This window comes from Streptomyces sp. NPDC051136 (assembly GCF_044455745.1).
In the GTDB taxonomy this organism is placed as follows: Bacteria; Actinomycetota; Actinomycetes; order Streptomycetales; family Streptomycetaceae; genus Streptomyces.
The window spans coordinates 17,671-41,297 of sequence record NZ_JBITFE010000003.1 but is presented as its reverse complement, the minus strand read 5'-3'; the positions used below and the strand labels follow the sequence as shown (position 1 = coordinate 41,297).

At 71.3% G+C, this 23,627-nt stretch carries 20 protein-coding genes; 9 read left to right on the top strand and 11 right to left on the bottom strand.

The annotated features are described in order from the left end of the window. Window positions 1-335 precede the first annotated feature (335 nt). The 5 genes from ACIBCJ_RS09375 (at window position 336) to ACIBCJ_RS09355 (ending at window position 2,984) form a co-directional block, all read left to right on the top strand. On the top strand, window positions 336-998 hold the full coding sequence (locus tag ACIBCJ_RS09375; protein WP_365981540.1) for a hypothetical protein: 663 nt from the start codon (window positions 336-338) through the stop codon (window positions 996-998). A 23-nt stretch (window positions 999-1,021) separates the two neighbouring features. After that, window positions 1,022-1,201 (top strand): hypothetical protein, encoded by a 180-nt coding sequence (locus tag ACIBCJ_RS09370; protein WP_365981541.1) that lies wholly within the window; start codon window positions 1,022-1,024, stop codon window positions 1,199-1,201. A 178-nt stretch (window positions 1,202-1,379) separates the two neighbouring features. Further along, on the top strand, window positions 1,380-1,811 hold the full coding sequence (locus tag ACIBCJ_RS09365) for a BlaI/MecI/CopY family transcriptional regulator (protein ID WP_362103888.1): 432 nt from the start codon (window positions 1,380-1,382) through the stop codon (window positions 1,809-1,811). A 9-nt stretch (window positions 1,812-1,820) separates the two neighbouring features. Continuing rightward, window positions 1,821-2,330: an amino-acid N-acetyltransferase gene (locus ACIBCJ_RS09360; protein ID WP_362103886.1), complete on the top strand. Its 510-nt coding sequence runs from the start codon at window positions 1,821-1,823 to the stop codon at window positions 2,328-2,330. A gap of 315 nt (window positions 2,331-2,645) precedes the next feature. Beyond that, on the top strand, window positions 2,646-2,984 hold the full coding sequence (locus ACIBCJ_RS09355) for an Lsr2 family protein (RefSeq protein ID WP_133890828.1): 339 nt from the start codon (window positions 2,646-2,648) through the stop codon (window positions 2,982-2,984). Here ACIBCJ_RS09355 and ACIBCJ_RS09350 read toward each other — a convergent pair whose 3' ends face one another. Further along, complete coding sequence (locus ACIBCJ_RS09350) at window positions 2,985-3,899, bottom strand: SCO3374 family protein (protein ID WP_399282140.1); 915 nt, start codon at window positions 3,897-3,899, stop codon at window positions 2,985-2,987. Window positions 3,900-4,340: 441 nt separating this feature from the next. Here ACIBCJ_RS09350 and ACIBCJ_RS09345 point away from each other — a divergent pair, with 441 nt between their 5' ends. Next, entirely contained in the window at window positions 4,341-6,869 is a 2,529-nt protein-coding gene (locus tag ACIBCJ_RS09345) for an ATP-dependent Clp protease ATP-binding subunit (protein ID WP_362103881.1), read from the top strand. Window positions 6,870-6,938: 69 nt separating this feature from the next. Here the strand turns inward: ACIBCJ_RS09345 and ACIBCJ_RS09340 are convergent, their stop codons facing one another. Next, on the bottom strand, window positions 6,939-10,004 hold the full coding sequence (locus ACIBCJ_RS09340; protein ID WP_365981542.1) for an NACHT domain-containing protein: 3,066 nt from the start codon (window positions 10,002-10,004) through the stop codon (window positions 6,939-6,941). A 60-nt stretch (window positions 10,005-10,064) separates the two neighbouring features. Further along, window positions 10,065-10,733: an HAD family acid phosphatase gene (locus ACIBCJ_RS09335; RefSeq protein ID WP_365981543.1), complete on the bottom strand. Its 669-nt coding sequence runs from the start codon at window positions 10,731-10,733 to the stop codon at window positions 10,065-10,067. Window positions 10,734-11,282: 549 nt separating this feature from the next. On the opposite strand from ACIBCJ_RS09335, the gene ACIBCJ_RS09330 reads away from it, so the two are divergent. Then, a complete protein-coding gene (locus ACIBCJ_RS09330; protein ID WP_362103875.1) occupies window positions 11,283-11,969 on the top strand; it encodes a M23 family metallopeptidase in 687 nt (228 codons plus the stop codon). Between the two features lie 9 nt (window positions 11,970-11,978). On the opposite strand, the gene ACIBCJ_RS09325 is transcribed toward ACIBCJ_RS09330, so the two are convergent. Further along, the gene (locus ACIBCJ_RS09325; RefSeq protein WP_362103873.1) at window positions 11,979-12,578 is read right to left on the bottom strand and encodes a helix-turn-helix domain-containing protein; all 600 of its coding nucleotides are present in this window, start codon (window positions 12,576-12,578) and stop codon (window positions 11,979-11,981) included. A 145-nt stretch (window positions 12,579-12,723) separates the two neighbouring features. Here ACIBCJ_RS09325 and ACIBCJ_RS09320 point away from each other — a divergent pair, with 145 nt between their 5' ends. Next, on the top strand, window positions 12,724-14,322 hold the full coding sequence (locus tag ACIBCJ_RS09320; RefSeq protein WP_365981544.1) for an MDR family MFS transporter: 1,599 nt from the start codon (window positions 12,724-12,726) through the stop codon (window positions 14,320-14,322). 381 nt (window positions 14,323-14,703) lie between these two features. Here the strand turns inward: ACIBCJ_RS09320 and cseC are convergent, their stop codons facing one another. The 5 genes from cseC to ACIBCJ_RS09295 form a co-directional block, all read right to left on the bottom strand. Next, on the bottom strand, window positions 14,704-16,308 hold the full coding sequence (gene cseC, locus ACIBCJ_RS09315; protein WP_365981545.1) for a two-component system sensor histidine kinase CseC: 1,605 nt from the start codon (window positions 16,306-16,308) through the stop codon (window positions 14,704-14,706). Window positions 16,309-16,322: 14 nt separating this feature from the next. After that, complete coding sequence (gene cseB / locus ACIBCJ_RS09310; protein WP_362103867.1) at window positions 16,323-17,027, bottom strand: two-component system response regulator CseB; 705 nt, start codon at window positions 17,025-17,027, stop codon at window positions 16,323-16,325. Window positions 17,028-17,150: 123 nt separating this feature from the next. Further along, window positions 17,151-17,828, bottom strand: coding sequence for a hypothetical protein (locus ACIBCJ_RS09305; protein WP_365981546.1), 678 nt, complete (start codon window positions 17,826-17,828; stop codon window positions 17,151-17,153). Further along, a complete protein-coding gene (locus ACIBCJ_RS09300) occupies window positions 17,816-18,349 on the bottom strand; it encodes a SigE family RNA polymerase sigma factor (protein ID WP_003975479.1) in 534 nt (177 codons plus the stop codon). The genes ACIBCJ_RS09305 and ACIBCJ_RS09300 overlap by 13 nt, the downstream gene beginning before the upstream one ends. 320 nt (window positions 18,350-18,669) lie before the next feature. Next, the gene (locus ACIBCJ_RS09295) at window positions 18,670-19,596 is read right to left on the bottom strand and encodes an A/G-specific adenine glycosylase (protein WP_362103862.1); all 927 of its coding nucleotides are present in this window, start codon (window positions 19,594-19,596) and stop codon (window positions 18,670-18,672) included. A gap of 183 nt (window positions 19,597-19,779) precedes the next feature. On the opposite strand from ACIBCJ_RS09295, the gene ACIBCJ_RS09290 reads away from it, so the two are divergent. After that, window positions 19,780-20,631, top strand: coding sequence for a hypothetical protein (locus ACIBCJ_RS09290; RefSeq protein ID WP_365981547.1), 852 nt, complete (start codon window positions 19,780-19,782; stop codon window positions 20,629-20,631). A 15-nt stretch (window positions 20,632-20,646) separates the two neighbouring features. Here ACIBCJ_RS09290 and disA read toward each other — a convergent pair whose 3' ends face one another. Further along, on the bottom strand, window positions 20,647-21,771 hold the full coding sequence (gene disA / locus ACIBCJ_RS09285) for a DNA integrity scanning diadenylate cyclase DisA (RefSeq protein WP_030404779.1): 1,125 nt from the start codon (window positions 21,769-21,771) through the stop codon (window positions 20,647-20,649). A gap of 81 nt (window positions 21,772-21,852) precedes the next feature. After that, window positions 21,853-23,262, bottom strand: a complete 1,410-nt coding sequence (gene radA, locus ACIBCJ_RS09280; RefSeq protein WP_362103857.1) for a DNA repair protein RadA — start codon at window positions 23,260-23,262, stop codon at window positions 21,853-21,855. Window positions 23,263-23,627 lie beyond the last annotated feature (365 nt).

Here is a 23,627-nt window from a genome sequence, read left to right as displayed (position 1 = left end):
CGGGGGGGTTGCTTTTTTTCTTCTTTTTTTTTTGACCCCCCCCCCCCCCCCCCCCCCCCCCCCCCCCCCCCCCCCCCCCCCCCCCCCCGGCCCCGCACCACCCACCGAACCCAAAGCGCTACACGCACCCCCACCGAACCCGCACAGGCGCCGCAGGCATCGCAGTAACCGAACCCCGCACAGGCGCCGCAGGCATCACGCCCACCCACCTCCACAGCCCGCCGCAGGCGCCGCCACCCGCCCCACCGCCGGAGGCACCCGCATCCGGGTGGGCCTGTGCGCCACACCCGTGCCCCCTATGCGGAATTTGTCTGATTAGCGCGTATCGTCGCCGCATGCCCACGCCCTACGGACCCCGCGGCGGCATGGCGTTCGGTGCTCAGGAGCTGCGTGTGCTCCGGCGAGCCCTCGCCCTCGCCCTGAACCCCAGCCCGGTCTCGGCCCAGGAGGCCCAGGACTGCCTCCACCTCGCAGAGTCGCTCGACGAGGCGATGCGAGAGGGCGCCCGGCTGCGCGCCTTCCTGATGGCCGACCTCGCCCGGTACCGCGCCGCCCTCCCCGGCACCGCCACCGGCTACCTCGCGCTCCTGGACGAGGTGCTGGACGCCGGTCACCGCCCCGCCGAGGACGACCTCGCCGCTCTGGGCGCCCTGCGCGGCAACCCCGCCGCAGCCGCCCTCCTGGCCCGCTGCGGCCCCGCACCGGCCACGGCGCCCACCGCCACCGCCGTCGCGGCCGCGGCCGCGGCCACCGGCACGGTCACGCTCCCCGCCGCGCGCACCCACCTCCACGCCGTCCCCGGCGGCCGACAGGCCGGCAGGGAGCCCGCCCAGAAGCCCGCGCCGAAACCGGCCCCCCACCCCGCCCCGGCCGCCCCCAAGCGCCCCGTCCCCACCCCCGGCGAGGTGTTCCCCCGCCGCAAGCCCGCCCCGCCCGCTCCGCCCACCCCTCCGGCCCCTCCCGCCACGGACTCCCGGCACCACCTCGCGGCCGGCTGAGGGCGCCTGGCTACCCTGGTCCCATGGACTACGTCTCCGCGCTCCTGCCCCCGGCCGTCATGGCCGTCTTCTTCATCGGCGTGATCCGGGTGATCGTGAAGACCCAGGGCGGCGCCAACAAGGCCAAGGAGGACGCGGTCGTCGACGCCGCCCTCGCGCGCGCGGAGGGCGCCCGGCAGGCGTCCCCGCACCCCGAGGTCTGACCGACCCGGATCACCCGGCCCCCGGTCCCACCCACCCCCCTGGTCCCACCCGGACCCACCCGCGTACGGCTCCCCCCGAGCGACTCGGGGGGAGCCGTACGCCTCTTTTGTGCCCGTTTGCCGACGAAGCCGCACGTCCGGCACGCGATCGACCCGATCTCCCACTATCGTTCGAAGCGTGCCTCGCCCATTGGGAGAACTCGAAGACGCGGTCATGACGAGGGTGTGGAAGTGGAACCGCCCCGTGACCGTTCGAGAAGTCCTGGAAGACCTCCAACAGGAACGGTCCATCGCGTACACCACGGTGATGACCGTTTTGGACAATCTCCATCAGAAGGGCTGGGTGCGCCGCGAGTCCGAAGGCCGCGCCTATCGATATGAGGCGGTCTCCACTCGCGCCGCCTACGCCGCCGCCCTCATGAACGACGCCTGGTCCCAGAGCGACAACCCCGCCGCGGCCCTCGTCGCCTTCTTCGGCATGATGAGCGAGGAACAGCGCCGGGCACTCGGTGACGCCATCCGCATCGTGCAGGGACCGGAAACCCCCGCGCCGGGACCGGAAACCCCCGCGCCGGGACCCGGCGCGGTACCGGACGGCGGCGGGCGATAGCGTCCCCACATGCCAATTGCCATCAGCGTCCGCCGGGCCCGCACCAGGGATGTCCCGGACGTACGCCGGCTCCTCGACGCGTACGTCCGTGACCGCATCCTGCTCGACAAAGCGATGGTGACGCTTTACGAGAGCATCCAGGAGTTCTGGGTCGCGGAACGGGACGACAACGCCGAGGTGGTCGGCTGCGGCGCCCTGCACGTGATGTGGGAAGACCTCGCGGAAGTGCGGACTCTCGCCGTGAAGCCCGGCCTGAAGGGCGCGGGCGTCGGGCACCGGTTGCTGGAGAAGTTGCTGGACACGGCACGACAGCTCGGTGTTCGCCGCGTTTTCTGTCTGACCTTCGAAGTGGACTTCTTCGCCAAGCACGGCTTCGTGGAGATCGGGGAGACACCGGTGGACACCGATGTGTACGCCGAGCTGCTGCGTTCCTATGACGAGGGCGTTGCGGAGTTCCTGGGTCTCGAACGAGTGAAACCGAACACCCTGGGCAACAGCCGGATGCTTCTGCATCTGTGATCGCCGCACAACAGTAGGCAACCGCGGTCCTTCGCGACCGTTCGGCAGTCCTTGAGAGTCCCGGGGATCGCTTCGGAGTCCTTCACCGCCGATCGAGGTTTATTCCATCGACGCGCCCTTCATCGGTTCCCTATGTCCGAAACGCGCACGTTTTCGGCCCGGGGGCGGGCTACCGGTCTCCGCCGGGGGTTTGTGTTTTTCCGGCAAAAGCGGTTTGCTTTCCGGCGTACTGCAGTACTGCATATAACAAGGGACGGCGATACGGCGGATGCCGGCGGACCCCCGCCCCTCAAGTTATCGATGAAAGGAAATCCGGTGGCACAGAAGGTTCAGGTCCTTCTTGTCGATGACCTCGACGGCGGCGAGGCAGACGAGACCGTGACGTTCGCACTGGACGGCAAGACCTACGAGATCGACCTCACCACCGCCAACGCGGACAAGCTCCGCGGTCTTCTCGACCCGTACCTGAAGGGTGGCCGTCGCACCGGGGGCCGCGCCTCGGGCGGTCGCGGCAAGGCGCGCGCCGCCGCTTCCGGCGGCAGCCAGGACACCGCGGCGATCCGCGCCTGGGCGAAGGAGAACGGCTGGGACGTCAACGACCGCGGTCGTGTTCCCGCGAAGGTCCGCGAGGCGTACGAGCAGGCCAACGGCTGATCATCCGACCCGCGCCACGGGCCGTGCCCGCGGCGGGACGTCGGCGGTGAGGCGTACGCGGTGGCACTGCGTGGCCAGTGTGTGGACCAGCCGTGCGAGATCGGGGGCGGTCCCGGCGCACCCCAGGGCCGACAGCGCAGGCAGCGAGGACTCGACCTCGCTCCCCGGCTTCGGGGGCCGCAGCCAGACGGCGGCCCCCCGCAGGCCGTCGCGGTCCGGGGGACGCGACGGCAGGTGGGCCGACCCGGCCGATCGGGACGGGCGTTCCTGCGATGCGAGCGAACCGGTCGATCCGACCGGACTCTCGTGCGACCCGACCGAACCGGTCGATCCGACCGAACCGGTCGATCCGACCGAACCGGCCGCTCCCGCCGTACCCTCATGACCCTCATGCGATCCGTAGGGCCGGGTCGATCCGTGCCGACCCTCGTGCGACCCGCAGGGTCGGGACGATCCGCGGGGACCGTCCGGCCCGGGCTCCGGGACGAGCGGGGCCTCCACGAGACCGCCCGCCCCGACCGCCACGAGGTCCAGTGCCGGTGCCAGTGAACCCCACTCCAGCCACTCCAGCAGCCCGGGCAGCTCGTCCGCGCCACCCGCCGCCACGAGCAGCAGCATCCGCCCGCCGCGGAGAGCCACCGGAAACCCCGGCGGCGTCCGCCCGCTCCGTCCGAGCCGCTCCAGCGTCGCGTACCCGGCCGGGGCCGGCACGTCGAGGACGTCGAAGCGGACGCCCGTACGCAGCCGCACCGGCTCTCCGGGGGCCGTCGGCCACCCGAGCCCGCTCTCGTACCACCGCCGGGTCCGCTCCCCGGCCGGACCGCCGACGCCGGTGGGCCGGCGAGGCGACGGCACGACGGGGGCCGCGGGAACGACGGGGACCGGGTGCGGGGCGGGGTGCGGGGCGCCAACCATGCCAAGTGCAACAGTCGGAAGAGCCCCCGGGTTACGCTGAGTGCCGTAAAGAATGCTCAGAGTGTCGGAAAGGGGCGGTAGGAGGGGGCGTGCGGGGGTGCGGGGAGGCGCAAGGTTGTTCGCCCGTAGCGGAGGGAACCGGTGCGCGCGGCATGGAGTGTCGGTCCCCGCGGGTAAGACATCCCTAGTGGGAGGGGGCGACTTGCGGATCGGGCCGTCTCGCGTTCGCCATCGGCGTACTGGCGAGTGGGGTAAGTGCCTGGCCTGCGGGAACATCGTCTCGCACCATCGGGTTGTGGCAGATGTCGGCGTCAGGGGTCAGGAGGCCATCGACGGTGTCGGCAGTTGGAATGAGCGGTCCCCGCTTGCGGGACTAAGCTGCGGAAGGACAGGGAGGGGAAGTTCCCCCCACTGCCTGACCGCTCTGAGGAGCGATTAACGATGTTCGAGAGGTTCACCGACCGCGCGCGGCGGGTTGTCGTCCTGGCTCAGGAAGAAGCCCGGATGCTCAACCACAACTACATCGGCACCGAGCACATCCTCCTGGGCCTGATCCACGAGGGTGAGGGTGTCGCCGCCAAGGCCCTTGAGAGCCTCGGGATTTCGCTCGAGGCGGTCCGCCAGCAGGTGGAGGAGATCATCGGGCAGGGCCAGCAGGCCCCGTCGGGTCACATCCCCTTCACCCCCCGTGCCAAGAAGGTCCTGGAGCTGTCGCTCCGCGAGGCCCTCCAGCTGGGTCACAACTACATCGGCACGGAGCACATCCTGCTCGGCCTGATCCGTGAGGGCGAGGGCGTCGCCGCCCAGGTCCTGGTCAAGCTGGGCGCCGATCTCAACCGGGTGCGGCAGCAGGTCATCCAGCTGCTCTCCGGCTACCAGGGCAAGGAGACCGCCGCCGCCGGCGGTCCTGCGGAGGGCACCCCCTCCACGTCCCTGGTCCTCGACCAGTTCGGCCGGAACCTCACCCAGGCCGCTCGTGAGTCCAAGCTCGACCCGGTCATCGGGCGCGAGAAGGAGATCGAGCGGGTCATGCAGGTGCTGTCCCGCCGTACCAAGAACAACCCGGTGCTGATCGGTGAGCCCGGCGTCGGCAAGACCGCCGTCGTCGAGGGCCTCGCGCAGGCCATCGTCAAGGGCGAGGTGCCCGAGACCCTCAAGGACAAGCACCTCTACACCCTGGACCTCGGCGCGCTGGTCGCCGGCTCCCGCTACCGCGGTGACTTCGAGGAGCGCCTGAAGAAGGTGCTCAAGGAGATCCGCACCCGCGGCGACATCATCCTGTTCATCGACGAGCTGCACACGCTGGTCGGTGCGGGTGCCGCCGAGGGCGCCATCGACGCCGCGAGCATCCTCAAGCCGATGCTGGCCCGCGGTGAGCTGCAGACCATCGGTGCGACCACGCTGGACGAGTACCGCAAGCACCTGGAGAAGGACGCGGCCCTCGAGCGCCGCTTCCAGCCGATCCAGGTCGCGGAGCCGTCGCTGCCGCACACGATCGAGATCCTCAAGGGTCTGCGCGACCGCTACGAGGCCCACCACCGCGTCTCCATCACGGACGAGGCCCTCGTCCAGGCGGCGACGCTCGCCGACCGCTACATCTCGGACCGCTTCCTGCCGGACAAGGCGATCGACCTGATCGACGAGGCCGGTTCCCGGATGCGCATCCGCCGGATGACCGCGCCGCCGGACCTGCGCGAGTTCGACGAGAAGATCGCCGGCGTCCGCCGCGACAAGGAGTCCGCGATCGACTCGCAGGACTTCGAGAAGGCCGCCTCCCTGCGCGACAAGGAGAAGCAGCTCCTGGCCGCGAAGGCCAAGCGGGAGAAGGAGTGGAAGGCCGGCGACATGGACGTCGTCGCCGAGGTCGACGGCGAGCTGATCGCCGAGGTCCTCGCCACGGCGACGGGCATCCCGGTCTTCAAGCTCACCGAGGAGGAGTCGTCCCGCCTGCTGCGCATGGAGGACGAGCTCCACAAGCGGGTCATCGGCCAGGTCGACGCCGTCAAGGCGCTGTCCAAGGCGATCCGCCGTACCCGTGCCGGCCTGAAGGACCCGAAGCGTCCCGGTGGCTCGTTCATCTTCGCCGGTCCGTCCGGTGTCGGTAAGACGGAGCTGTCCAAGGCGCTGGCGGAGTTCCTCTTCGGCGACGAGGACGCGCTGATCTCCCTCGACATGTCGGAGTTCAGCGAGAAGCACACGGTCTCGCGCCTCTTCGGTTCGCCCCCCGGCTACGTGGGCTACGAGGAGGGCGGTCAGCTGACGGAGAAGGTCCGCCGCAAGCCGTTCTCGGTCGTCCTCTTCGACGAGGTCGAGAAGGCCCACCCGGACATCTTCAACTCGCTGCTGCAGATCCTGGAGGACGGTCGCCTGACCGACTCCCAGGGCCGGGTCGTGGACTTCAAGAACACGGTCATCATCATGACGACCAACCTCGGCACCCGGGACATCTCCAAGGGCTTCAACCTCGGCTTCGCCGCCGCGGGTGACACGAAGTCCAACTACGAGCGCATGAAGAACAAGGTCCAGGACGAGCTCAAGCAGCACTTCCGGCCCGAGTTCCTCAACCGTGTCGACGACGTGGTCGTCTTCCCGCAGCTCAGCCAGGACGACATCCTGCGGATCGTCGACCTGATGATCCAGAAGGTGGACGAGCGCCTCAAGGACCGGGACATGGGCATCGAGCTCTCCCAGTCCGCCAAGGAGCTGCTGTCCAAGAAGGGCTACGACCCGGTGCTGGGCGCGCGGCCGCTGCGCCGCACGATCCAGCGCGAGGTCGAGGACACGCTGTCGGAGAAGATCCTCTTCGGCGAGCTGCGTCCCGGTCACATCGTGGTGGTGGACACCGAGGGCGAGGGCGACGCAAAGACCTTCACCTTCCGGGGTGAGGAGAAGTCGGCCCTCCCCGACGTCCCGCCGATCGAGCAGGCGGCCGGGGGCGGCGCGGGCCCGAACCTGAGCAAGGAGGCGTAGCCCTCCGGGGTGAGCCTGGAAAGGGGCTCCCGGGACTTCGGTCCCGGGAGCCCCTTTCGTCTGCCCGGGTCAATCGTCGTCGAGCGTGACCTCGGCGTTCGGGAAGAGCGAGCGGAAGTCGGTCACCGGAAACGAGTGCCCCTGCCTGCTCGTGAGGGACACCGTGTGCAGTCCGGGCAGCCGGGAAGCCAGCGCGGCGAGGTGCTCGGTGCCTTCCAGGGCGCCGACGGAGAGCACCTCGACCCTGGGCAGTACGGGCATGCGGCCGATGGAGGCCGGAAGCTCACGGATGATCGACGCGCTGAGATACAGATGGGTGAGCGCGGGCAGGGCGGCGACCTCCCGCCAGTCCTCGCCTGTCAGCTCCATGGCCAGAGGACCGAGGCTGAGGGTGTTCAGCGACGTCCAGTGACTCAGCCCGCGCAGCCCCGTGTTCGCGGCGCTGTGGTGGCCCAGATAGAGGAACTCGATCGGTGCGCCGACCGGCAGGGCCTCGGTGAGATCGGAGCCCGGGAGCTCCTGGGTCAGGGAGAGCACCCGCAGCGAGCTCAATGAGGACAGGCCGGTCAGGTCTGCCGCGGAGTCACCGAGGACGAGCTCCGTCAGAGGAAGCGCCGCCAGGTGCTCCAGCCCCGACGCGTTCGGACACGCGTAGTGCGTCAGTCTGGTCAGCGAGGTGAGGCGCAACAAGGGCGCCATGTCCCTCAGCCGGGTGTTCTCGCTGATGCTGAGGGCGGTCACCTCCGCGGGTGCCGGCAGGGCGGCCACGATGTCCTCGGCTCGCTGTTCACCGAGCACGTGCAATTTCGCCCACGGACGCATGACGGCGACCGCCGCGAGGTGGGACGGGGACTGGCAGTCGAGATAGAGGTCTGTGCGGTCGAGGTGGTCCAGAACCTCGGCCGCGTACTCCGCGGTGTCGAAACGGTGCCAGGTGCCTACCAGCTGCCGGCGGACGCCCAGCGCGGTGTGGTCCCGGAACCGGCGTAGCACGGCCAGTGCGCCGTCCGGTTCGTCCCTGGCGAGGAGGGAGGCGGTGACCGTGACACCGAGCGCTTCGTCGTCCGTCAGCCCCTCCGGACCGGGCAGCAGCTCGAGTGCCAGGGGGCCGGCTGCCGCCAGCTCCCGAGCGGCTTCGTGCGAACGCGGCGGAATGAGTTCGGCCACCTGTTCGCCAATCTCCGTTCGGACCGCCGAATCCAGAGCCGCCACGTGCTCCAGACAGGCCAGTGCCAGCAACGTGAGCCGCGGCGTGTCCCGCGCCAGCAGCGCCCTCAGCATCAGGACGCGTTCACGGGGCCGGGCATGTGCCACGGCCATGCGGATGACGTCTTCCCACCGGGCGTCGTCGCAATGGCTGACGAGGACGTCGATGTGGCCCTCCTCGACTGCGTAGCGGGCTGCCAGGTAGTCCTGGAAAGTGCGGTGGACGAAGTCCAGAATCCCCTCCGCCGGGCGGCGCAGGACGCCGCTGCGCAACAGCAGGGCGCGCAGAACCCCGGGGGCGCCCCCCTGCCCGGAGGCCGGGCCCAGAGTAGGCAGCACCCGCTCCACGATGCCCTCCGCCGTCTCCAGCGTCGTCTCGTTCCGACCGCTCAGCACCAGGGCGTAGGCGATCCTCTGCAGCAGCTCCAGCTGTGCCTCCTCGGCCAGTTCGGGGCCGTCCACCGCGGCCATCCCCCGTTCCCGGTCCCGGCGGGCGAGGAGCATGGCGAGGGCCGCGTCGTACAACTCCTTGCGGCCGGTCGGCAGATAGCCGCGCCGCTCACGGTGCAGGGCGCAGACCAGACCGCACATCAGCGGGTTGGTGACGAGGCGGGAGAGATCACGCTTGGTGCGCAGGGAGTCCAGGAGTCGGTGTTCGTACTCCGGGGCGCCGGCCGCTTCGTGCCAGCGGTGGACGAAGGTGGCGACCTGGGCCCGGCCCATCGGTGCGAGGGAGAGCTCTGCGAAGCCCTCCTGCGCCAGCCAGTCGGCACGTACGGCGGAGGGACGGGAGGTCAGCAGCCAGTGGTTGTCCGGGTAGGCGTGGATGAGGCCGCGCAGCCAGTCACGGGTGGAGTGGCGGTCCGCTTCCGGGATCTCGTCCAGACCGTCGATGAGGACCCGCGCACGGCCCGCCGTCAGGACGCGTTCCGCCCAGCCCTCCGGTGCTGACAGCGGGCAGCCGACGACGCCGAGGAAGGAGGCCGGGGAGGGCAGCGGACCGGTACGGACGAGGGTACGCAGGGGGAGGACGAACGGGACGAGGGTGCCCTCTTTCGCCGCGGTCACCGCCAGCCACTGCACCAGAGTGGTCTTGCCGGACCCCGCGTCGCCACGCAGCAGGACGCGGGACTCGTTCTCCAGCGCTTCGTCGGCGGGCATCTGCCGCGGGCGGGCCGATGCGCTCTCGCCAGGCACGGTGTCCCGATCGGGCTGAGGATCGCCGGTCGCCTCCAGGCTCAGGTAGGCGACCTCCAGCGGCCACCGGTCCGGGGAGTCGCGCAGGTCGATGCCGTAGATCGTGAGGTGGTTGTGGCGTTCGGCCAGGTACCGCAGGTACCGCCGCTCGAAGGCGGTGTCCCGGGCGTCCGGCCGGGGTGACCGGGTGATCAGCTCATCGACCTTGGCGATCAGCTCGGCCTGGCCCCGGGACTGTGCCACCAGGGTGCGCGCGACGAAGGTGGAGCGCCGGGTGAAGAACTCCAGGATGTGCAGGCAGGCCCACTCCGTCACCGTGTCGAGGAAATAGGAGGCGTCGGCGGACAGCCCCCCGGTGGCCGAGGGTGCCCGGTGCCGCAACTGCCTGGCCAGCTCCCGGTGGCCCAGGCGGACGGCCTGGACGTCGTCCATGTCCAGGTCGCCCAGGGCGAGGAGCCGCGCCGTCAGTGCGTCGGTGACGGCCGTCTCCTCGTCGCGGGGGAAGGGCGGCTCGCCGGGGGAGTCCAGGGAGCCCGACACCAGCGTCCCGGCGAGCCCCCGCACCTCCTTCTCGCCCAGCGTGCGCCGCTCGCCCCGGAAGGACACCAGGCGGGCCAGCCGGACCGGCCGGTCGACCAGTCCGGCGCCGGGCCCCTGCGGGACGAACAGCTTCTTCACCAGGGGGGCGACCAGTGCGGACGCCAACTTCCCGCCCAGTACCGCCGGTTCCATGCGCCACCCCCGTGGTCGGTCGTCGTCCACGGGAGCCTATCCGGCGTCAGGACACGTGCGTCAGGACAACTGACCGCCGTAGTCGGGGAGCTTGAAGGTCTTCTCGGCGTGGCCGCCCGACAGGTCGGTGGCGCTGTTGCCGATGTTCGCGATGATCGTGTAGCCGTCCGACTCGATCTCGGCGCGCTGTTCCGTCTTGTACGCGGCGACGTCCTTGAACAGGTCGAGGAAGCCGCGGACGTACAGTCCGGAGGAGTCGTACCCGGCGTGCGCGAGGTTCCACTCGGTGGGCACCTCGATGATGCCCGGGCGGGCGGTCACGAAGAACAGGGCGACGCCGTGCTCCTGGGCGTACCGGGCGGCTTCCAGGACCGGGCGGTTGGCGGGCTGGGGGAAGCTGAAGCCGAAGTCGGTCTCCAGGGAGGTGTTGTCGATGTCGAGGACGATCGCCTGCTTCTCGCCGGGGGCGGCGTCGGCGATCCGGTCCTTCAGGTACGGCAGGGCCGCGTCCATCACGGCCCGGCAGTCCCGCTGCCAGGTGTCGTAGTCGACGTCCGCGGCGGCGGCCGCGGAAGCGGTCACCGCGGCCGGGGCGGACGGCTCGTCGGCGGGAGCGGCGACGGCGGGTGTGACGGTCACCGAGAGGGCTGCCGCGGTGACGGCGGTCGCGGCGAGGGCACGCTTCCACGGGAGCCGGGCCGGTCTGGTCTGTCCGTTCTGTTCGGTCATGGGGGGTTGGGGTCCTCTCATGCCTGCGCGGATGCCTGACGGCACCAAGTTGTCGCGTACATGTTCGCCCGGACAAGTGGCGGGACGGCAACGATTGGGTTACTGGGCAGTAGTCGTACGGCGAGGCGGGGATTCCTGTGAGGCCGACCACGCTCGACGCCCAGGTCAGACCCCTTTCGGGAGAGGTCGGGGGGCGGTCGCGGCAGTAGCCCGGGTCACATCCGCAGGGTGTTCGCGCGGGGTCGCCGGTGATGTGCCGCACAGGCGATTCGGGCGGTACTACGGGGAATAGTGGAGGCCGCGAGAACGGCGAAAACGGACATATACCCGCGATGCGGCGCCCCCTTCACGGGGCTCTGAGCTGGTTTTGTCCTGATTGCGTGCTGTGTCAAGAGCTGGGAAGTATCGCGCTCAAGTACTAGTTGGGGTCGTAGGTCACACCTTTGTGCGCTTTGGGTCGGTCGGGTTACCAAGGTGGAGCCCGCCCGGTGAGCGCCTTGTGCGTCCCGCCGGTGGGCATTCCTCTGCACCCGTCCCCATGAGGTTCGAATGTTTCCGCGTGTCACGTCCCGTTCTCCCCGTACGACCATCCGCACCCGCGCCGCGGTGATGGCCGCAGGCCTCGGAGCCTCGGTCGCACTGGGAGCCGGGGTCGCGGCCGCCACCGGCACCACGGCGGCCTCCAGCACCACCACCGCCGCGAGCGCCGTAGAGGCCCAGGCCGCTGCGCAGGCCAAGGCGGCGAAGGCCGAGAAGGCCGCCGCGAGCGCGAAGAAGACCGTCACCGCCAAGAAGACGGCCGCCAAGAAGAAGGCCCCGACCTGGGTCGACCCGGTCAAGAAGTACGAGCTGAGCGCCAGCTTCGCCCAGAACGGCGGCATGTGGGCGCACAAGCACAGCGGCCAGGACTTCGCCGTGCCGATCGGCACCAACGTCGTCGCGGCCCACGGCGGCACCGTGGTCAAGGCCGGCGGCAACGGCGCCGGCGACGGCCCCGCCTACGGCAACGCGATCGTCGTCAAGCACGGCAACGGCACGTACTCCCAGTACGCGCACCTGTCCAAGATCAACGTGAAGATCGGCCAGGTCGTGAAGACCGGCCAGTCGATCGCCAAGTCCGGCAACACCGGAAACTCCAGCGGTCCGCACCTGCACTTCGAGATCCGCACCACCCCGAACTACGGCTCGGCCGTGGACCCGGTCTCCTTCCTGAAGTCCAAGGGTGTGACCGTCTGACGGTCCGGGCTACGCGCCCTGGGCTCCCCGGTGGGCCTGGGTGATCAGATCGGTGGCGACCTCGAGAACGGCAGCACGCTGTTCCTCGGGGTCGCCTTCGAGGTCCCGGAGCACGAACATCCCGGCGTGCAGCGTGAACAGCGCCGTGATGCAGCGGACCTGGTCGACCAGCTCCGCCTCGGGGTCCATGAGGATGTCGCGCAGACCGAACATCCGGTGCTTGAACAGTTCGCCGATCCGCAGGTCGCGCACCGTCGCCTGGTTCTCCTGCATGAAGCGGAACAGCGGCGCCGCGCCGGCCAGCGCCTCGCTGTAGCGGCGGATGATCTCCTGTTTCGTCGCCAGGGTGTGCGGCTGCTCCCGCCCCCAGTCGATCAGGTCCTCCAGCGGCCGTGAGAGATCCTCGAAGATGCTGACGAGGATCTCTTCCTTGGTCTTGAAGTGGTAGTAGAGCGCGGCCTTGGTGACGTCCAGACGCTCGGCGATCTCGCGCAGCGAGGTCTTCTCGTACCCCTGCTCCGCGAAGAGTTCGAGCGCCACGTCCTGGATGCGCTGGCGGGTGTCCCCGCGGCGTCGCTGCTGCTTGGTGCCGTTCATTGTGCCGCCCATCCTCCTACGCACCTCCTGCCCCGCGCACTTTCCGAAAAACTTACTTGACGCCCGGCTAGTTACGCGCCTACCTTTCCCAGTGTAGGCAACTTGCCGGGCGGCAAGTAAGTGGCAAGTGCACAGCGTAGCTGGGGGAGTAGGAGAAATGGCGGAGAAGACGGAGGCGGCGACCGGAGACGCCGGTGCCGGCAAGCAGCCGAGGAGCGTGCGGGTCGTCCTGCTCGCCCTCATGATCGCGATGATGCTCGCGATGCTCGACAACATGATCATCGGCACCGCGATGCCGACGATCGTGGGCGAACTGGGCGGCCTGGAGCACCTCTCCTGGGTCGTCACGGCCTACACCCTGGCGACCGCGGCCTCCACCCCGCTGTGGGGCAAGCTCGGCGACATGTACGGGCGCAAGGGCTCGTTCATGTCCTCGATCGTGATCTTCCTGATCGGCTCGGCGCTCAGCGGCATGGCCCAGGACATGGGCCAGCTCATCGCCTTCCGCGCCGTCCAGGGCCTGGGCGCCGGCGGTCTGATGGTCGGCGTGATGGCGATCATCGGCGACCTGATACCGCCCCGGGAGCGCGGCAAGTACCAGGGGATGATGGCCGGCGTCATGGCGCTGGCGATGATCGGCGGACCGCTGGTCGGCGGCACCATCACCGATCACTGGGGCTGGCGCTGGTCCTTCTACATCAACCTGCCGCTCGGCGCGGTCGCCCTGGTCGCCGTCAGTGCCGTCCTGCACCTGCCGAAGAAGCGGAGCCAGGCGCGCATCGACTATCTCGGGGCCGCGCTGCTCACCGTCGGCATCACGGCCATCGTCCTCGTCACCACCTGGGGTGGCACGGAGTACGCCTGGACCTCCGCGCGGATCATGGAACTGATCGGCATCGGCGTCGCCGCGCTGATCGGGTTCGTGTTCTGGCAGACCCGGGCCGCGGAGCCGATCGTGCCGCTGCACATCTTCCGCAGCCGCAACTTCACGCTGATGTCCTTCATCGGCTTCATCGTCGGCTTCGTGATGTTCGGCGCCACCCTCTTCCTGCCGCTGTACCAGCAGTCGGTGCAGGGCGCGTCCGCGACCAACTCCGGGCTGCTGCTCCTGCCGATGCTGGGCGCGATGCTCGTGACCTCGATGGTCGCGGGGCGGGTCACCACCAACACCGGCCGTTACAAGATCTTCCCGGTGGCGGGCGGCGCGCTGATGACGGTGGGCCTGTTCCTGCTGTCGACCATGGACACCGAGACCACCCGCTTCACCTCCGGCCTGTACATGGCCGTGGTCGGTCTCGGCATGGGCTGCCTGATGCAGATCACCATGCTGGTGGCGCAGAACAGCGTAGAGATGAAGGACATGGGCGTGGCGTCCTCGTCCACCACCCTCTTCCGCACCCTCGGCTCCTCCTTCGGCGTCGCGATCATGGGCGCCCTGTTCAACCACCGCGTCCAGGACGTCATGGCCGAGCGTGCCCCGGCCGCGGGCGCCAAGGCGACGCAGGAGTCGGCGACGCTGACCGCGGACGCGCTGAACGCGCTGCCGGCGGCGGTCCGCGAGGCCTATCAGCACGCCGTCTCCTCCGGCACCCACGGCGCGTTCCTGCTGGGCTCCGTGGTCGCGGTGCTCGCCCTGGTCGCGGCGGTCTTCGTGAAGGAGGTCCCGCTGAAGGGCGCGGGCCCGAAGGCGGCCGACGCCCCGGCCGACGGCGACGACGCCGCCACGGTGAAGGCGCCGGTGACCGAGGCGGTCTGACCCGCGGCGGTACGCCGCCCGCGCCCTCTCCGCACCCGCCCCCGGGTGGCCTCGGCCGCCCGGGGGCCTCGTCGTACCCGGTGCCGGCGGGACCGGGACAGGAGAGCGCGGACGAGGGCCCGGACGCGAGGCAGGGCGCCGGACGGCCACGAAGACGCTCCTGCTGCCCGTCCCGGTCCGCCTGCGGGACAGGAACTCCTCGAACGCCGCCTTCCGCTCCGGATCCATGCACTGATCCATGCACCCCTGGCGCACGTGGCGGACCGCACACCGGGCCGGGCGCCCGGGCACCCGCTCCGCCTCGTCGTCGATCGGGTAGCTGATTTCTGCCGCGATCCCTGTGCCCCGGCGCCTCGGGCTTCGGCCGCACGGGTACCGCCGTCAGGCTTTGCGAGCCGCTCCCCGGGCCGGCGACGACGTCCCGCCGCTCGTCCGGTCCGGCAGCATCGGGTAGCTCCCGGTGTTGGTCGGTGCGTGTTCCGGCAGCCACAGGACGGCGACCGCGCCCTCGGCCGGTATGTGGTCGGGGGCACCGGCCGGGCGGACGTTGCGGAAGGTGAGCCGGGCGCCCAGGACCCGGGCCTGACCGGCCGCGATGGTCAGACCGAGGCCGTGACCGCGGCCCGCCCGGTCCGTGCTGCCGGTGCGGAACCGGCTCGGGCCCTCGGCGAGCAGGTCCTCGGGGAAGCCGGGGCCGTGGTCCCGGACCCGGATCACCCGGCCCTCGACGCTGACCTGGACGGGCGAGCGGCCGTGCCGGGCGGCGTTGGCGAGCAGGTTGAACAGCACGCGCTCCAGGCGGCGCGGGTCGGTGGTGACCTCCGACTCGTGGATCACCCGCACCTCGACGCTCTGGTCCTTCGCCGCGACCCGCCGGGACACGAAGTGACCCAGCATGATGTCCTGCAGCTCGGCCCGCTCCGAGGCACCGTCGAGCCGGGCCACCTCCAGGACGTCCTCGACGAGCGTGCGCATCGCCTTCGCCCGGTCGAGGACCAGCTCGGTGGGACGGCCCGGCGGCAGCAGCTCGGCGGCCGTGAGCAGGCCGGTCACCGGGGTGCGCAGCTCGTGCGCGATGTCCGCGGTGACCCGGCGCTCCGCCTCGATCCGCTGCTGCAACGCGTCCGCCATCGCGTCCACGGCACGCGCGACGTCGTCCGTCTCGTCCCGCACGACGCCGCCGATGGCGTCCCGCACCCTCACGTCCGCCTCACCGCCCGCGACCCGGTTCGCGGCCGCGGCGGCCTTGCGCAGCCGGCGCGACAGCTGACCGCCGATGAGCACGCCCAGCGCGCTGCCCCCGAGGACCACCGCGATCGAGCCGATCACCAGTGCCTGGTCCAGGTCGCTGAGGATGTCCGCGCTGCGGTCGGTGAAACCGGAGTGCAGCGACATCACGTGCCCGTCCTTGAGCGGCACGGCCGCCCAGATGTCCGTCACGCCGTTCGCCTGCTCGGAGACGTACGTGGCGCGCCGCCCCGCCTCGACCTTGCGGCGCAGCTCCGGCGGCAGCGCGGGGTCGTCGATCTGGGCGTTGGGGAAGTTCTGCCGGCCGGAGAGCTCGTAGTTGCGCTGGGCGATCAGGACCCGGTCGTCGGCGAGGTCACGGGCGTTGTCGAGCATCGACACCCGCGCCGCGTTGTGCACGACCAGGCTCAGGGCGATCGCCACCAGCGCGCCGACCAGCGCGATGGCCGCGCTCAGCTTCCAGCGCAGCCCGGTGCGGATGCCGAGGGCCCGCAGACCGCGCGCACCGGGGCCCTTCGCACCGGCACCTCCCGCACCGTGGCCTCCTGCACCGGCACCGCGGACACCGTGGCCGTCCGCGTCGGCGTCACCCGCGCCCCGGACGCGCGTCCGCCCGCCCGGTCCCGGACGCCCGCCCGGCCACGTGCGCTCACCCCGTCCCGTGCGCCCACCCGGGACCCCGTGGTCGTAAGGGCGCCCCGGTGGTGAGGCGGTCCGGCGTCGGAAGAACCCCCGCATATCCCTGTCCCCGCTCAGGCCTTCAACTTGTAGCCGAAGCCGCGGACCGTCTCGATCCGGTCCTGGCCGATCTTGGTGCGCAGCCGCTGCACGTGCACGTCGACGACCCGGGTGTCCCCGCCCCAGCCGTAGTCCCACACCCGCTCCAGCAGCTTGTCGCGCGAGAGCACGGTGCCCGGCGCGGAGGAGAACTCCAGCAGCAGCCGCATCTCGGTCGGGGTGAGCCCCACCGGCTGCCCGGCCCGGTGCACCTCCATGCCGTCGGTGTCCACCTCCAGGTCGCCGAAGGTGAGCACGCCCCCGCTGTCCGCGCCGCCGGCCGCGTCCGCCCGGTCGCCGCCCCCGGCGTGCCCGAAGCGGCGCAGCACGGCACGGATCCGGGCGACGAGGACGGCGCCGTCGAACGGCTTGGTCACGTAGTCGTCGGCGCCCGCCTCCAGGCCGAGCACCACGTCGATCGAATCCGCCCGCGCCGACAGCATGATCACCGGCACCGTGGACTCGTCCCGGATGCGGCGGCACAGGCTGACGCCGTCGAGGCCGGGCAGCATGACGTCGAGGAGGGCGATGTCCGGGCGGTCGGCCCGGAAGGACTCCAGGCCCGAGAGCCCGTCGGGCATCGCGGTGACCGCGAAGCCGTCCCGCTCCAGGGCGAGCTGGGTGGCCTCGCGGATGACATCGTCGTCCTCGACGAACAGGACGTGGGTCTGGTCTGCCATCCCGGTGCTCTCAGTCCTCAGGGTGTGGTCGGGTCGAAGGGGCCGCCGGCTCACGAACGGCATTCACTCGGTCATCGGTGCGAGCGGCCCGATCGGTTCACGTCGGCCGGCGCGGCACACGGGTCAGCTGTCCGGCTCGGGAGCCGGGGTGGGCCCGTTGCCCGCGGCCTTGCTGTAGTCGTTGCGGGTGCGGTACCGCTCGGTGAACCGGTCCGACGCCCAGCGGTACGTGATCACGTTCTCGCCGGACGGGCTCGACACCGGGTCGCCCTTCTCGTACACCTGCTTGGTCACCACCAGGTCGCCGCGGTCGATCTCCGCGTAGACCGGAGGCTCCTCGGCCTTGAACACGTTCTGATAGGCGCCGTCCTCCTCGCGGTAGACGTAACTGCCCACGCCCACCGCGTCACCGCAGGTCAGCACGTTCACGACGACGTCGTCCGCGGAGCCCGCGGTCAGCTTCCCGTACGACACGTCGACGGGGTACTCGTCGGCGACGCACGGCTTCAGCTCGCGCTTGACCTCCGCGGAGACCTTGGGATCGGCCTTGACGAGCCGTACGGCGTCCACGCGGTCGGGGGCCTTCGACGGGGAGGCCTTCGCCGCGGGCGCGGGGGTCGAGGAGGCGGCTCCGCCCACCGCGTCCGCGTGGGCGGGTCCCTCGTCGCGGGCGCCGGTGCCACCGGTCCCGCAGCCGGACAGGGAAACGCCGAGGGCGACGAACATGGCCACCGCCGCACCCGTCGCCTGCGTGGTTCTCCGGGTCCCCCCGGGTGTCCGACCGTCGGTCAGGCCGCGCAACGCTCCCGCTCCTCACGCTCCAGCGCCCGTGCGTCCAGATCGCGGGCGACCAGCTCCTCGCGGAGCCGGGCGAGCGCCCGGTGCAGCGTGCTCTTGACCGTTCCCGCCGACATGCCGAGGGCGGCGGCGGTCTCCTCCGTTGACATCTGCTCCCAGTGTCGCAGCACCACGACACTGCGCTGCTTCGGGGCGAGCACCTTGAGGACGTCCATCAGGAGGGCGCGGTCCGCGTGCTGCTCGGTGGCGTCGTCCATGGGGGACTCGGGGAGCTGCTCGGTCGGCACCTCCTCCAGCTTCCGCGCCCGCCACCACTCGGTCCGGGTGTTGATCATCACCCGGCGCAGGTAGGCGTCCGCGAGCCGCTTGTCCTCGATGGTCTCCCAGCGCCCGTACGTCCGGGCCAGCGCGGTCTGCAGCAGGTCCTGCGCGTCGACGGGGTCGGGGACCAGGCGCCGGGCACTGCGCAGCAGCGCGTCCTGCCGGGTGCGGACGTACTCCTCGAACTCGAGCACCTCGCCCATGTCAACCGCCTTCCGATCCCCGTCATCCGGCGGTGGTCACCGCCGGCCCACTGCCTGTGGTCCGTAGTCGTGCCGTGCCCCCTGGGCACGCAAACGAAGGTAGGGAAGCGTTGTCACGGCGCTGTGCGATGCAGCCTGCGGCAAACCCTCGGCTGTCCGTCGGTTGTGTAACGGAAGGACGAACCGGGTAAATCGGCGACCCACTTGATGGGGACATCGGGCGATTTGCCCGACCTCGGCGCCGTCACGGAGCACCCGGCAGCCGTCACAGACGCATCTTCGGCCCCTGTGCCCTTCCGCGCCCGTGCGGCGGCCGTACGTCAGCCCAGCGGCAGCCGGTACAGCCCGTCCGCCAGCGGCTCCACCAGGCCGTCGGCCACGAGACCGTCCAGGGCGCGGGCACGCTGGACCGGTTCCTGCCACACCTGGTCGAGGGCCGCCTGGGGCACCGGCCCGGTCGCCTCCCGCAGCACCGCGAGCAGCCGTCCGCGCACCTGCCGGTCGGTGCCCGCGTACGTCTGGCCGCGCCGCGGCGGCCCGTCGTGCGCGGGCTTGCCGGCCAGCCGCCACGCGCACCGGGCCGCGATCGGGCAGCGGTGGCACGACTCGTTCTTCGCCGTGCAGACCAGGGCGCCCAGCTCCATCGAGGCGGCGGCCCAGCGGGCGGCGCTCGCCTCCTCGTCCGGCAGCAGCGCCCGCGCCAGCTTCCGCTCGGCGGCGGTCGTGGCGTTCGGCGGGTACTGCACGCCGGTGACCGCCCGGGCGAAGACCCGGCGGACGTTGGTGTCCAGGACGGCGTGCCGCTGGCCGTAGGCGAAGGAGGCGACCGCGGCCGCCGTGTACTCGCCGATGCCCGGCAGCGCCAGCAGCTGGGCGTGGTCGGCGGGTACGTCACCGCCGTGCCGTTCCGTTATGGCCGCGGCGGCGCCGTGCAGACGCAGCGCGCGGCGCGGGTAGCCGAGCCGGCCCCAGGCGCGCACGGCCTCGCCGGGTGCCTCGGCGGCGAGGTCGGCGGGGCGCGGCCAGCGGGCCAGCCACTGCTCGTACACGGGCAGGACGCGACTGACCGGCGTCTGCTGGAGCATGAACTCGCTGACCATCACTCCCCAGGCGCCGGCCTCGGGGCGCCGCCACGGCAGATCGCGGGCGTGCTCGTCGAACCAGTCGATGACGGGGGCGTGCAGCGGCACACCGGGCGCGGCGGGGTCGGAGGGTCCGCCTGGCGAGGGCTTCGTGGGCGCAGTCATGGCCCTCCGATCCTGCCACGGGAGGACCTCCGCACGGGAACTCCGCCACCCGCTGTCGGTCAGGACACCACCCGGCCTCGGCAGGGAGCCGCCACGCTCTCCGGAATGATGATCCGTAAAAGTTGCGAGCACGAACGGCGGGTGGGACAGGGGAACGCGCCGATCTCTCGTACAGTTTGCGCCGTGGGATCTCTGCGCAATCCGGTCGGGCCGCTTCCCTCCTCCATCTACTGGCGACGGAGGGCCGTACTGCTGTCTCTTTTCGCCCTGTTGGCGCTATTGATCACGTGGATCGTGGTCTCCGGCGGCGGGGGCGGCGGCAAGGGTCACGACGACGGGGCGGACGGCAAGAACCCCGCGCCGTCGATCACTCCGGGCCCCTCGGGTTCCGGCCCGGCGATCAGCCAGGCACCGGGCGGACGCGACGAGTCGGGTGGCGGTGACTCCAACGGTTCGGGTTCCGGTACGAGTTCGGGCGGCGGCGACGGTTCGGGCGCCGGATCGGGCTCCGGCGGCGGCGAGTCCGGCGGCGACGGAGCGGGCGGTGCGGGCAGCGGGGGTGCCGGGGGTTCCGCGGGCGGCGCGGTGACCGGCGTCGGCGCGGGCGACACGCTGCCGGCCGGTGCGTCCCTGCCCGACTGCACGCCGGGCGCCGTCAAGTTGAGCCTGCGCAGCGTCCACAACAGCTACGCGCCCGGACAGACCCCGGCGTTCGAACTGACCGCGCGCAACACCTCGGGCAGCGACTGCAAGGTCGATCTCGGCCCGGAGCACGCGGTGTTCACCATCACCCCGGCCAGTGGTGACGACACCTACTGGGCCTCCGACGACTGCGTCAAGGGCAAGGGCAGCCTGCGGTACCGGGTGGCCGCCGACAGCGGCATCACCTACACCGTGAAGTGGGACCGCAAGCCGAGCGCCCCCGAGTGCGGGACGCCTCCGGCCGGTTCGGCCAAGGCGGGCACCTACCTGGTGGAGGCCAAGGCCGCCGGTTTCGAGAAGGTGCGGACGTCCTTCGTCCTGAAGAGCGACTGAGCCGGGACGGCCGGCTCAGACGTAACGCTCCAGGATCGACGACTCCGCCAGCCGCGAAAGACCCTCGCGCACACTGCGGGCCCGCGCCTCGCCGACGCCGTCCACCGTCTGGAGGTCGTCGACGCTGGCGGCGAGCAGCTTCTGCAGGCCGCCGAAGTGCTCCACCAGCCGGTCGATGATCGCCCCCGGCAGCCGCGGCACCTTGGCGAGCAGCCGGAAACCGCGCGGGGAGACCGCCGAGTCCAGCGTCTCGGGCGATCCGGTGTAGCCCAGGGCCCGCGCCACCGTGGACAGTTCGAGCAGCTCGGCGTGACTGAGCTTGTCCAGCTCGGCGAGCGCCTCGTCGACCGTGCGGGAGCGCTTGGCGGTCGGCTCGGGCACGTAGTCCCGCACGACCAGCTCGCGCTCCGGCTCCACCCCGGCGATCAACTCGTCCAACTGCAGCGCCAGGAGCCGCCCGTCCGTGCCCAGCTCCACCACGTACTCGGCGATCTCGGTGGCGATCCGGCGCACCATCTCGAGCCGCTGCGCGACCGCCGAGACGTCCCGGACGGTCACCAGGTCCTCGATCTCCAGGGCGGACAGCGTGCCCGCGACCTCGTCGAGGCGCAGCTTGTACCGCTCCAGGGTGGCCAGCGCCTGATTGGCCCGCGACAGGATGGCGGCGGAATCCTCCAGCACCCGCCGCTGCCCGTCCACGTACAGCGCGATCAGCCGCATCGACTGGGAGACCGACACCACGGGGAACCCGACCTGCTTGCTGACCCGGTCCGCCGTGCGGTGCCGGGTGCCGGTCTCCTCCGTGGGAATGGTCGGATCCGGAAGGAGCTGCACTCCGGCCCGCAGGATCTTCGACAGGTCCGAGGAGAGCACGATGCCGCCGTCGAGCTTGCACAGCTCACGCAGCCGGGTCGCGGTGAACTCGACGTCCAGCACGAAACCGCCGGTGCACATCTGCTCGACGGTCTTGTCGGAACCCAGCACGATCAGACCGCCGGTGTTGCCACGCAGGACCCGCTCCAGGCCGTCGCGCAGGGACGTGCCGGGCGCCACGGCGCTCAGTGAGGCGCGCATCAGGCCATCGGCACCGGCACTCCCACCGGACTTTCCGGGAGCTGCTGCCCGGTCGTTGGCTGCCACTGCACTCCTCCGGTCGCAGGTTCTTCTGGCGCTCCCGCGTCGCACATTCGGTCGTACGGACGGGCGAGACCAGGGCAAAGTCTACCGGCGGTCCCCCTCCTCCCGTGGGGCCTCTCGCCGACGCGAGCGCGGAAGCACCCGCAGGGCCTCTCCCATGTCCGCGACTTCCAGGACCTTCATACCGTCGGGGACCCTGCCCGGGTCCGCCGGCACCAGGGCGTGCGTGAAGCCCAGCCGGTGCGCCTCGGAGAGCCTGCGCTGCACCCCCGTGACCCGTCTCACCTCTCCGGCGAGACCCACTTCGCCGATCGCGACGAGGTTCTTGGGCAGCGGAGTGTCACTGGCCGCACTCGCCAAAGCCAGCGCGACGGCGAGGTCGGCGGCCGGCTCGGAGAGCTTCACGCCCCCCACCGTCGCACTGTAGATGTCCCTCTTGCCCAGCGCGCTGATGCGCCCCCGCTGCTCGAGCACGGCCAGCATCATCGACACCCGCGAGGTCTCGAGCCCCGAGGTCGTACGCCGCGGCGACGGAATCTGCGAGTCGACGGTCAGCGCCTGCACCTCGGCGACCAGCGGCCGGCGCCCCTCCAGGGTGACGGTCAGACAGGTCCCGGGCACGGGCTCGGCACGCCGGGTGAGGAACAGCCCGCTGGGATCGGCAAGCCCCGTGATCCCTTCGTCGTGCAGCTCGAAACAGCCGACCTCGTCCGTCGTCCCGTACCGGTTCTTGACCCCCCGCACCAGCCTCAGCCGCGCGTGCCGGTCGCCCTCGAAGTGCAGGACGACGTCCACGAGGTGCTCGAGGAGCCGCGGCCCGGCGATGGCCCCGTCCTTGGTGACGTGACCCACGAGGAGGGTGGACATGCCGCGCTCCTTGGAGGCACGGATCAACGCGCCCGCCACCTCGCGCACCTGCGCCATGCCGCCCGGGGCGCCGTCGATCTCGGGCGAGGCGACGGTCTGCACGGAGTCCAGGATCAGCAGCGACGGCTTGACGGCGTCCAGGTGCCCGAGCACCGCCGCGAGGTCGGTCTCGGCGGCGAGATACAGATGGTCGTCGATGGCGTGGATCCGGTCGGCCCGCAGGCGCACCTGGCTCGCCGACTCCTCACCGGTGACGTACAGCGTCCGGTGCTCGTCGCTCGCGGACTTGGCCGCCACGTCCAGGAGCAGCGTGGACTTGCCGACGCCGGGCTCACCGGCGACGAGCACCACGGCTCCGGGCACCAGCCCGCCGCCCAGCACCCGGTCCAGCTCGGGCACCCCGGTGGAGCGGGCGGTGGCCTGCCGCCCGTCGACCTGCCCGATCGGCACGGCCGACGTGGTGACGCGCCCCGGCGTGGTCGTACGCACGGCGGGCGCGCCGTACTCCTCGACCGTGCCCCACGCCTGGCATTCGGGGCAGCGGCCGAGCCACTTGGCCGTCTGCCAGCCGCACTCGGTGCAGCGGTAGGACGGCCGTTCCTTGGCGGACTTCGTACGGGCAGCCATGCACGAACGGTAACCGCCCCCACTGACAACGGACCCCGCGGTCCCGGCGCCGGGCGCCCGGCGCGGGTGTGGTCGACGGCGTGCCCGGCGCCGGGAGCAGGGGTGGGCCACGGTCCGGCGTTGCGCGGTGGCCCGGGGCGGGTGCGGGTGCGAGGGACCCGGCGCTGCCGGGGTGCCGCTGCGCCCACCCGTGCCGCCCCAGCGGCACGACTGCCCGCAGCCGGGCGCGGCGGGGGCCGACTGCCCGCACTCGCGTACGGCGGGGAGGGGACGGGGTGGGGGGTGTCCGCCCGCAGCGGTTGGCGCGTCAACGCCCCGAGCCTCTTCAAGTGACCGATTCCGCGCCGTTCCGAGGACGGACACCC

Excerpts from the sequence above, each read along its gene's own strand:
- ACIBCJ_RS09350 (WP_399282140.1), bottom strand. The coding sequence starts at position 3,899 with ATGGTTGGCGCCCCGCACCCCGCCCCGCACCCGGTCCCCGTCGTTCCC.
- cseC (WP_365981545.1), bottom strand. The coding sequence starts at position 16,308 with ATGCGGGGGTTCTTCCGACGCCGGACCGCCTCACCACCGGGGCGCCCT.
- ACIBCJ_RS09340 (WP_365981542.1), bottom strand. The coding sequence starts at position 10,004 with ATGGAACCGGCGGTACTGGGCGGGAAGTTGGCGTCCGCACTGGTCGCC.
- ACIBCJ_RS09345 (WP_362103881.1), top strand. The coding sequence starts at position 4,341 with ATGTTCGAGAGGTTCACCGACCGCGCGCGGCGGGTTGTCGTCCTGGCT.
- ACIBCJ_RS09360 (WP_362103886.1), top strand. The coding sequence starts at position 1,821 with ATGCCAATTGCCATCAGCGTCCGCCGGGCCCGCACCAGGGATGTCCCG.
- ACIBCJ_RS09330 (WP_362103875.1), top strand. The coding sequence starts at position 11,283 with ATGTTTCCGCGTGTCACGTCCCGTTCTCCCCGTACGACCATCCGCACC.
- ACIBCJ_RS09335 (WP_365981543.1), bottom strand. The coding sequence starts at position 10,733 with ATGACCGAACAGAACGGACAGACCAGACCGGCCCGGCTCCCGTGGAAG.
- ACIBCJ_RS09375 (WP_365981540.1), top strand. The coding sequence starts at position 336 with ATGCCCACGCCCTACGGACCCCGCGGCGGCATGGCGTTCGGTGCTCAG.
- ACIBCJ_RS09325 (WP_362103873.1), bottom strand. The coding sequence starts at position 12,578 with ATGGGCGGCACAATGAACGGCACCAAGCAGCAGCGACGCCGCGGGGAC.
- radA (WP_362103857.1), bottom strand. The coding sequence starts at position 23,262 with ATGGCTGCCCGTACGAAGTCCGCCAAGGAACGGCCGTCCTACCGCTGC.
- ACIBCJ_RS09295 (WP_362103862.1), bottom strand. The coding sequence starts at position 19,596 with ATGACTGCGCCCACGAAGCCCTCGCCAGGCGGACCCTCCGACCCCGCC.
- ACIBCJ_RS09370 (WP_365981541.1), top strand. The coding sequence starts at position 1,022 with ATGGACTACGTCTCCGCGCTCCTGCCCCCGGCCGTCATGGCCGTCTTC.
- cseB (WP_362103867.1), bottom strand. The coding sequence starts at position 17,027 with ATGGCAGACCAGACCCACGTCCTGTTCGTCGAGGACGACGATGTCATC.
- ACIBCJ_RS09300 (WP_003975479.1), bottom strand. The coding sequence starts at position 18,349 with ATGGGCGAGGTGCTCGAGTTCGAGGAGTACGTCCGCACCCGGCAGGAC.
- ACIBCJ_RS09320 (WP_365981544.1), top strand. The coding sequence starts at position 12,724 with ATGGCGGAGAAGACGGAGGCGGCGACCGGAGACGCCGGTGCCGGCAAG.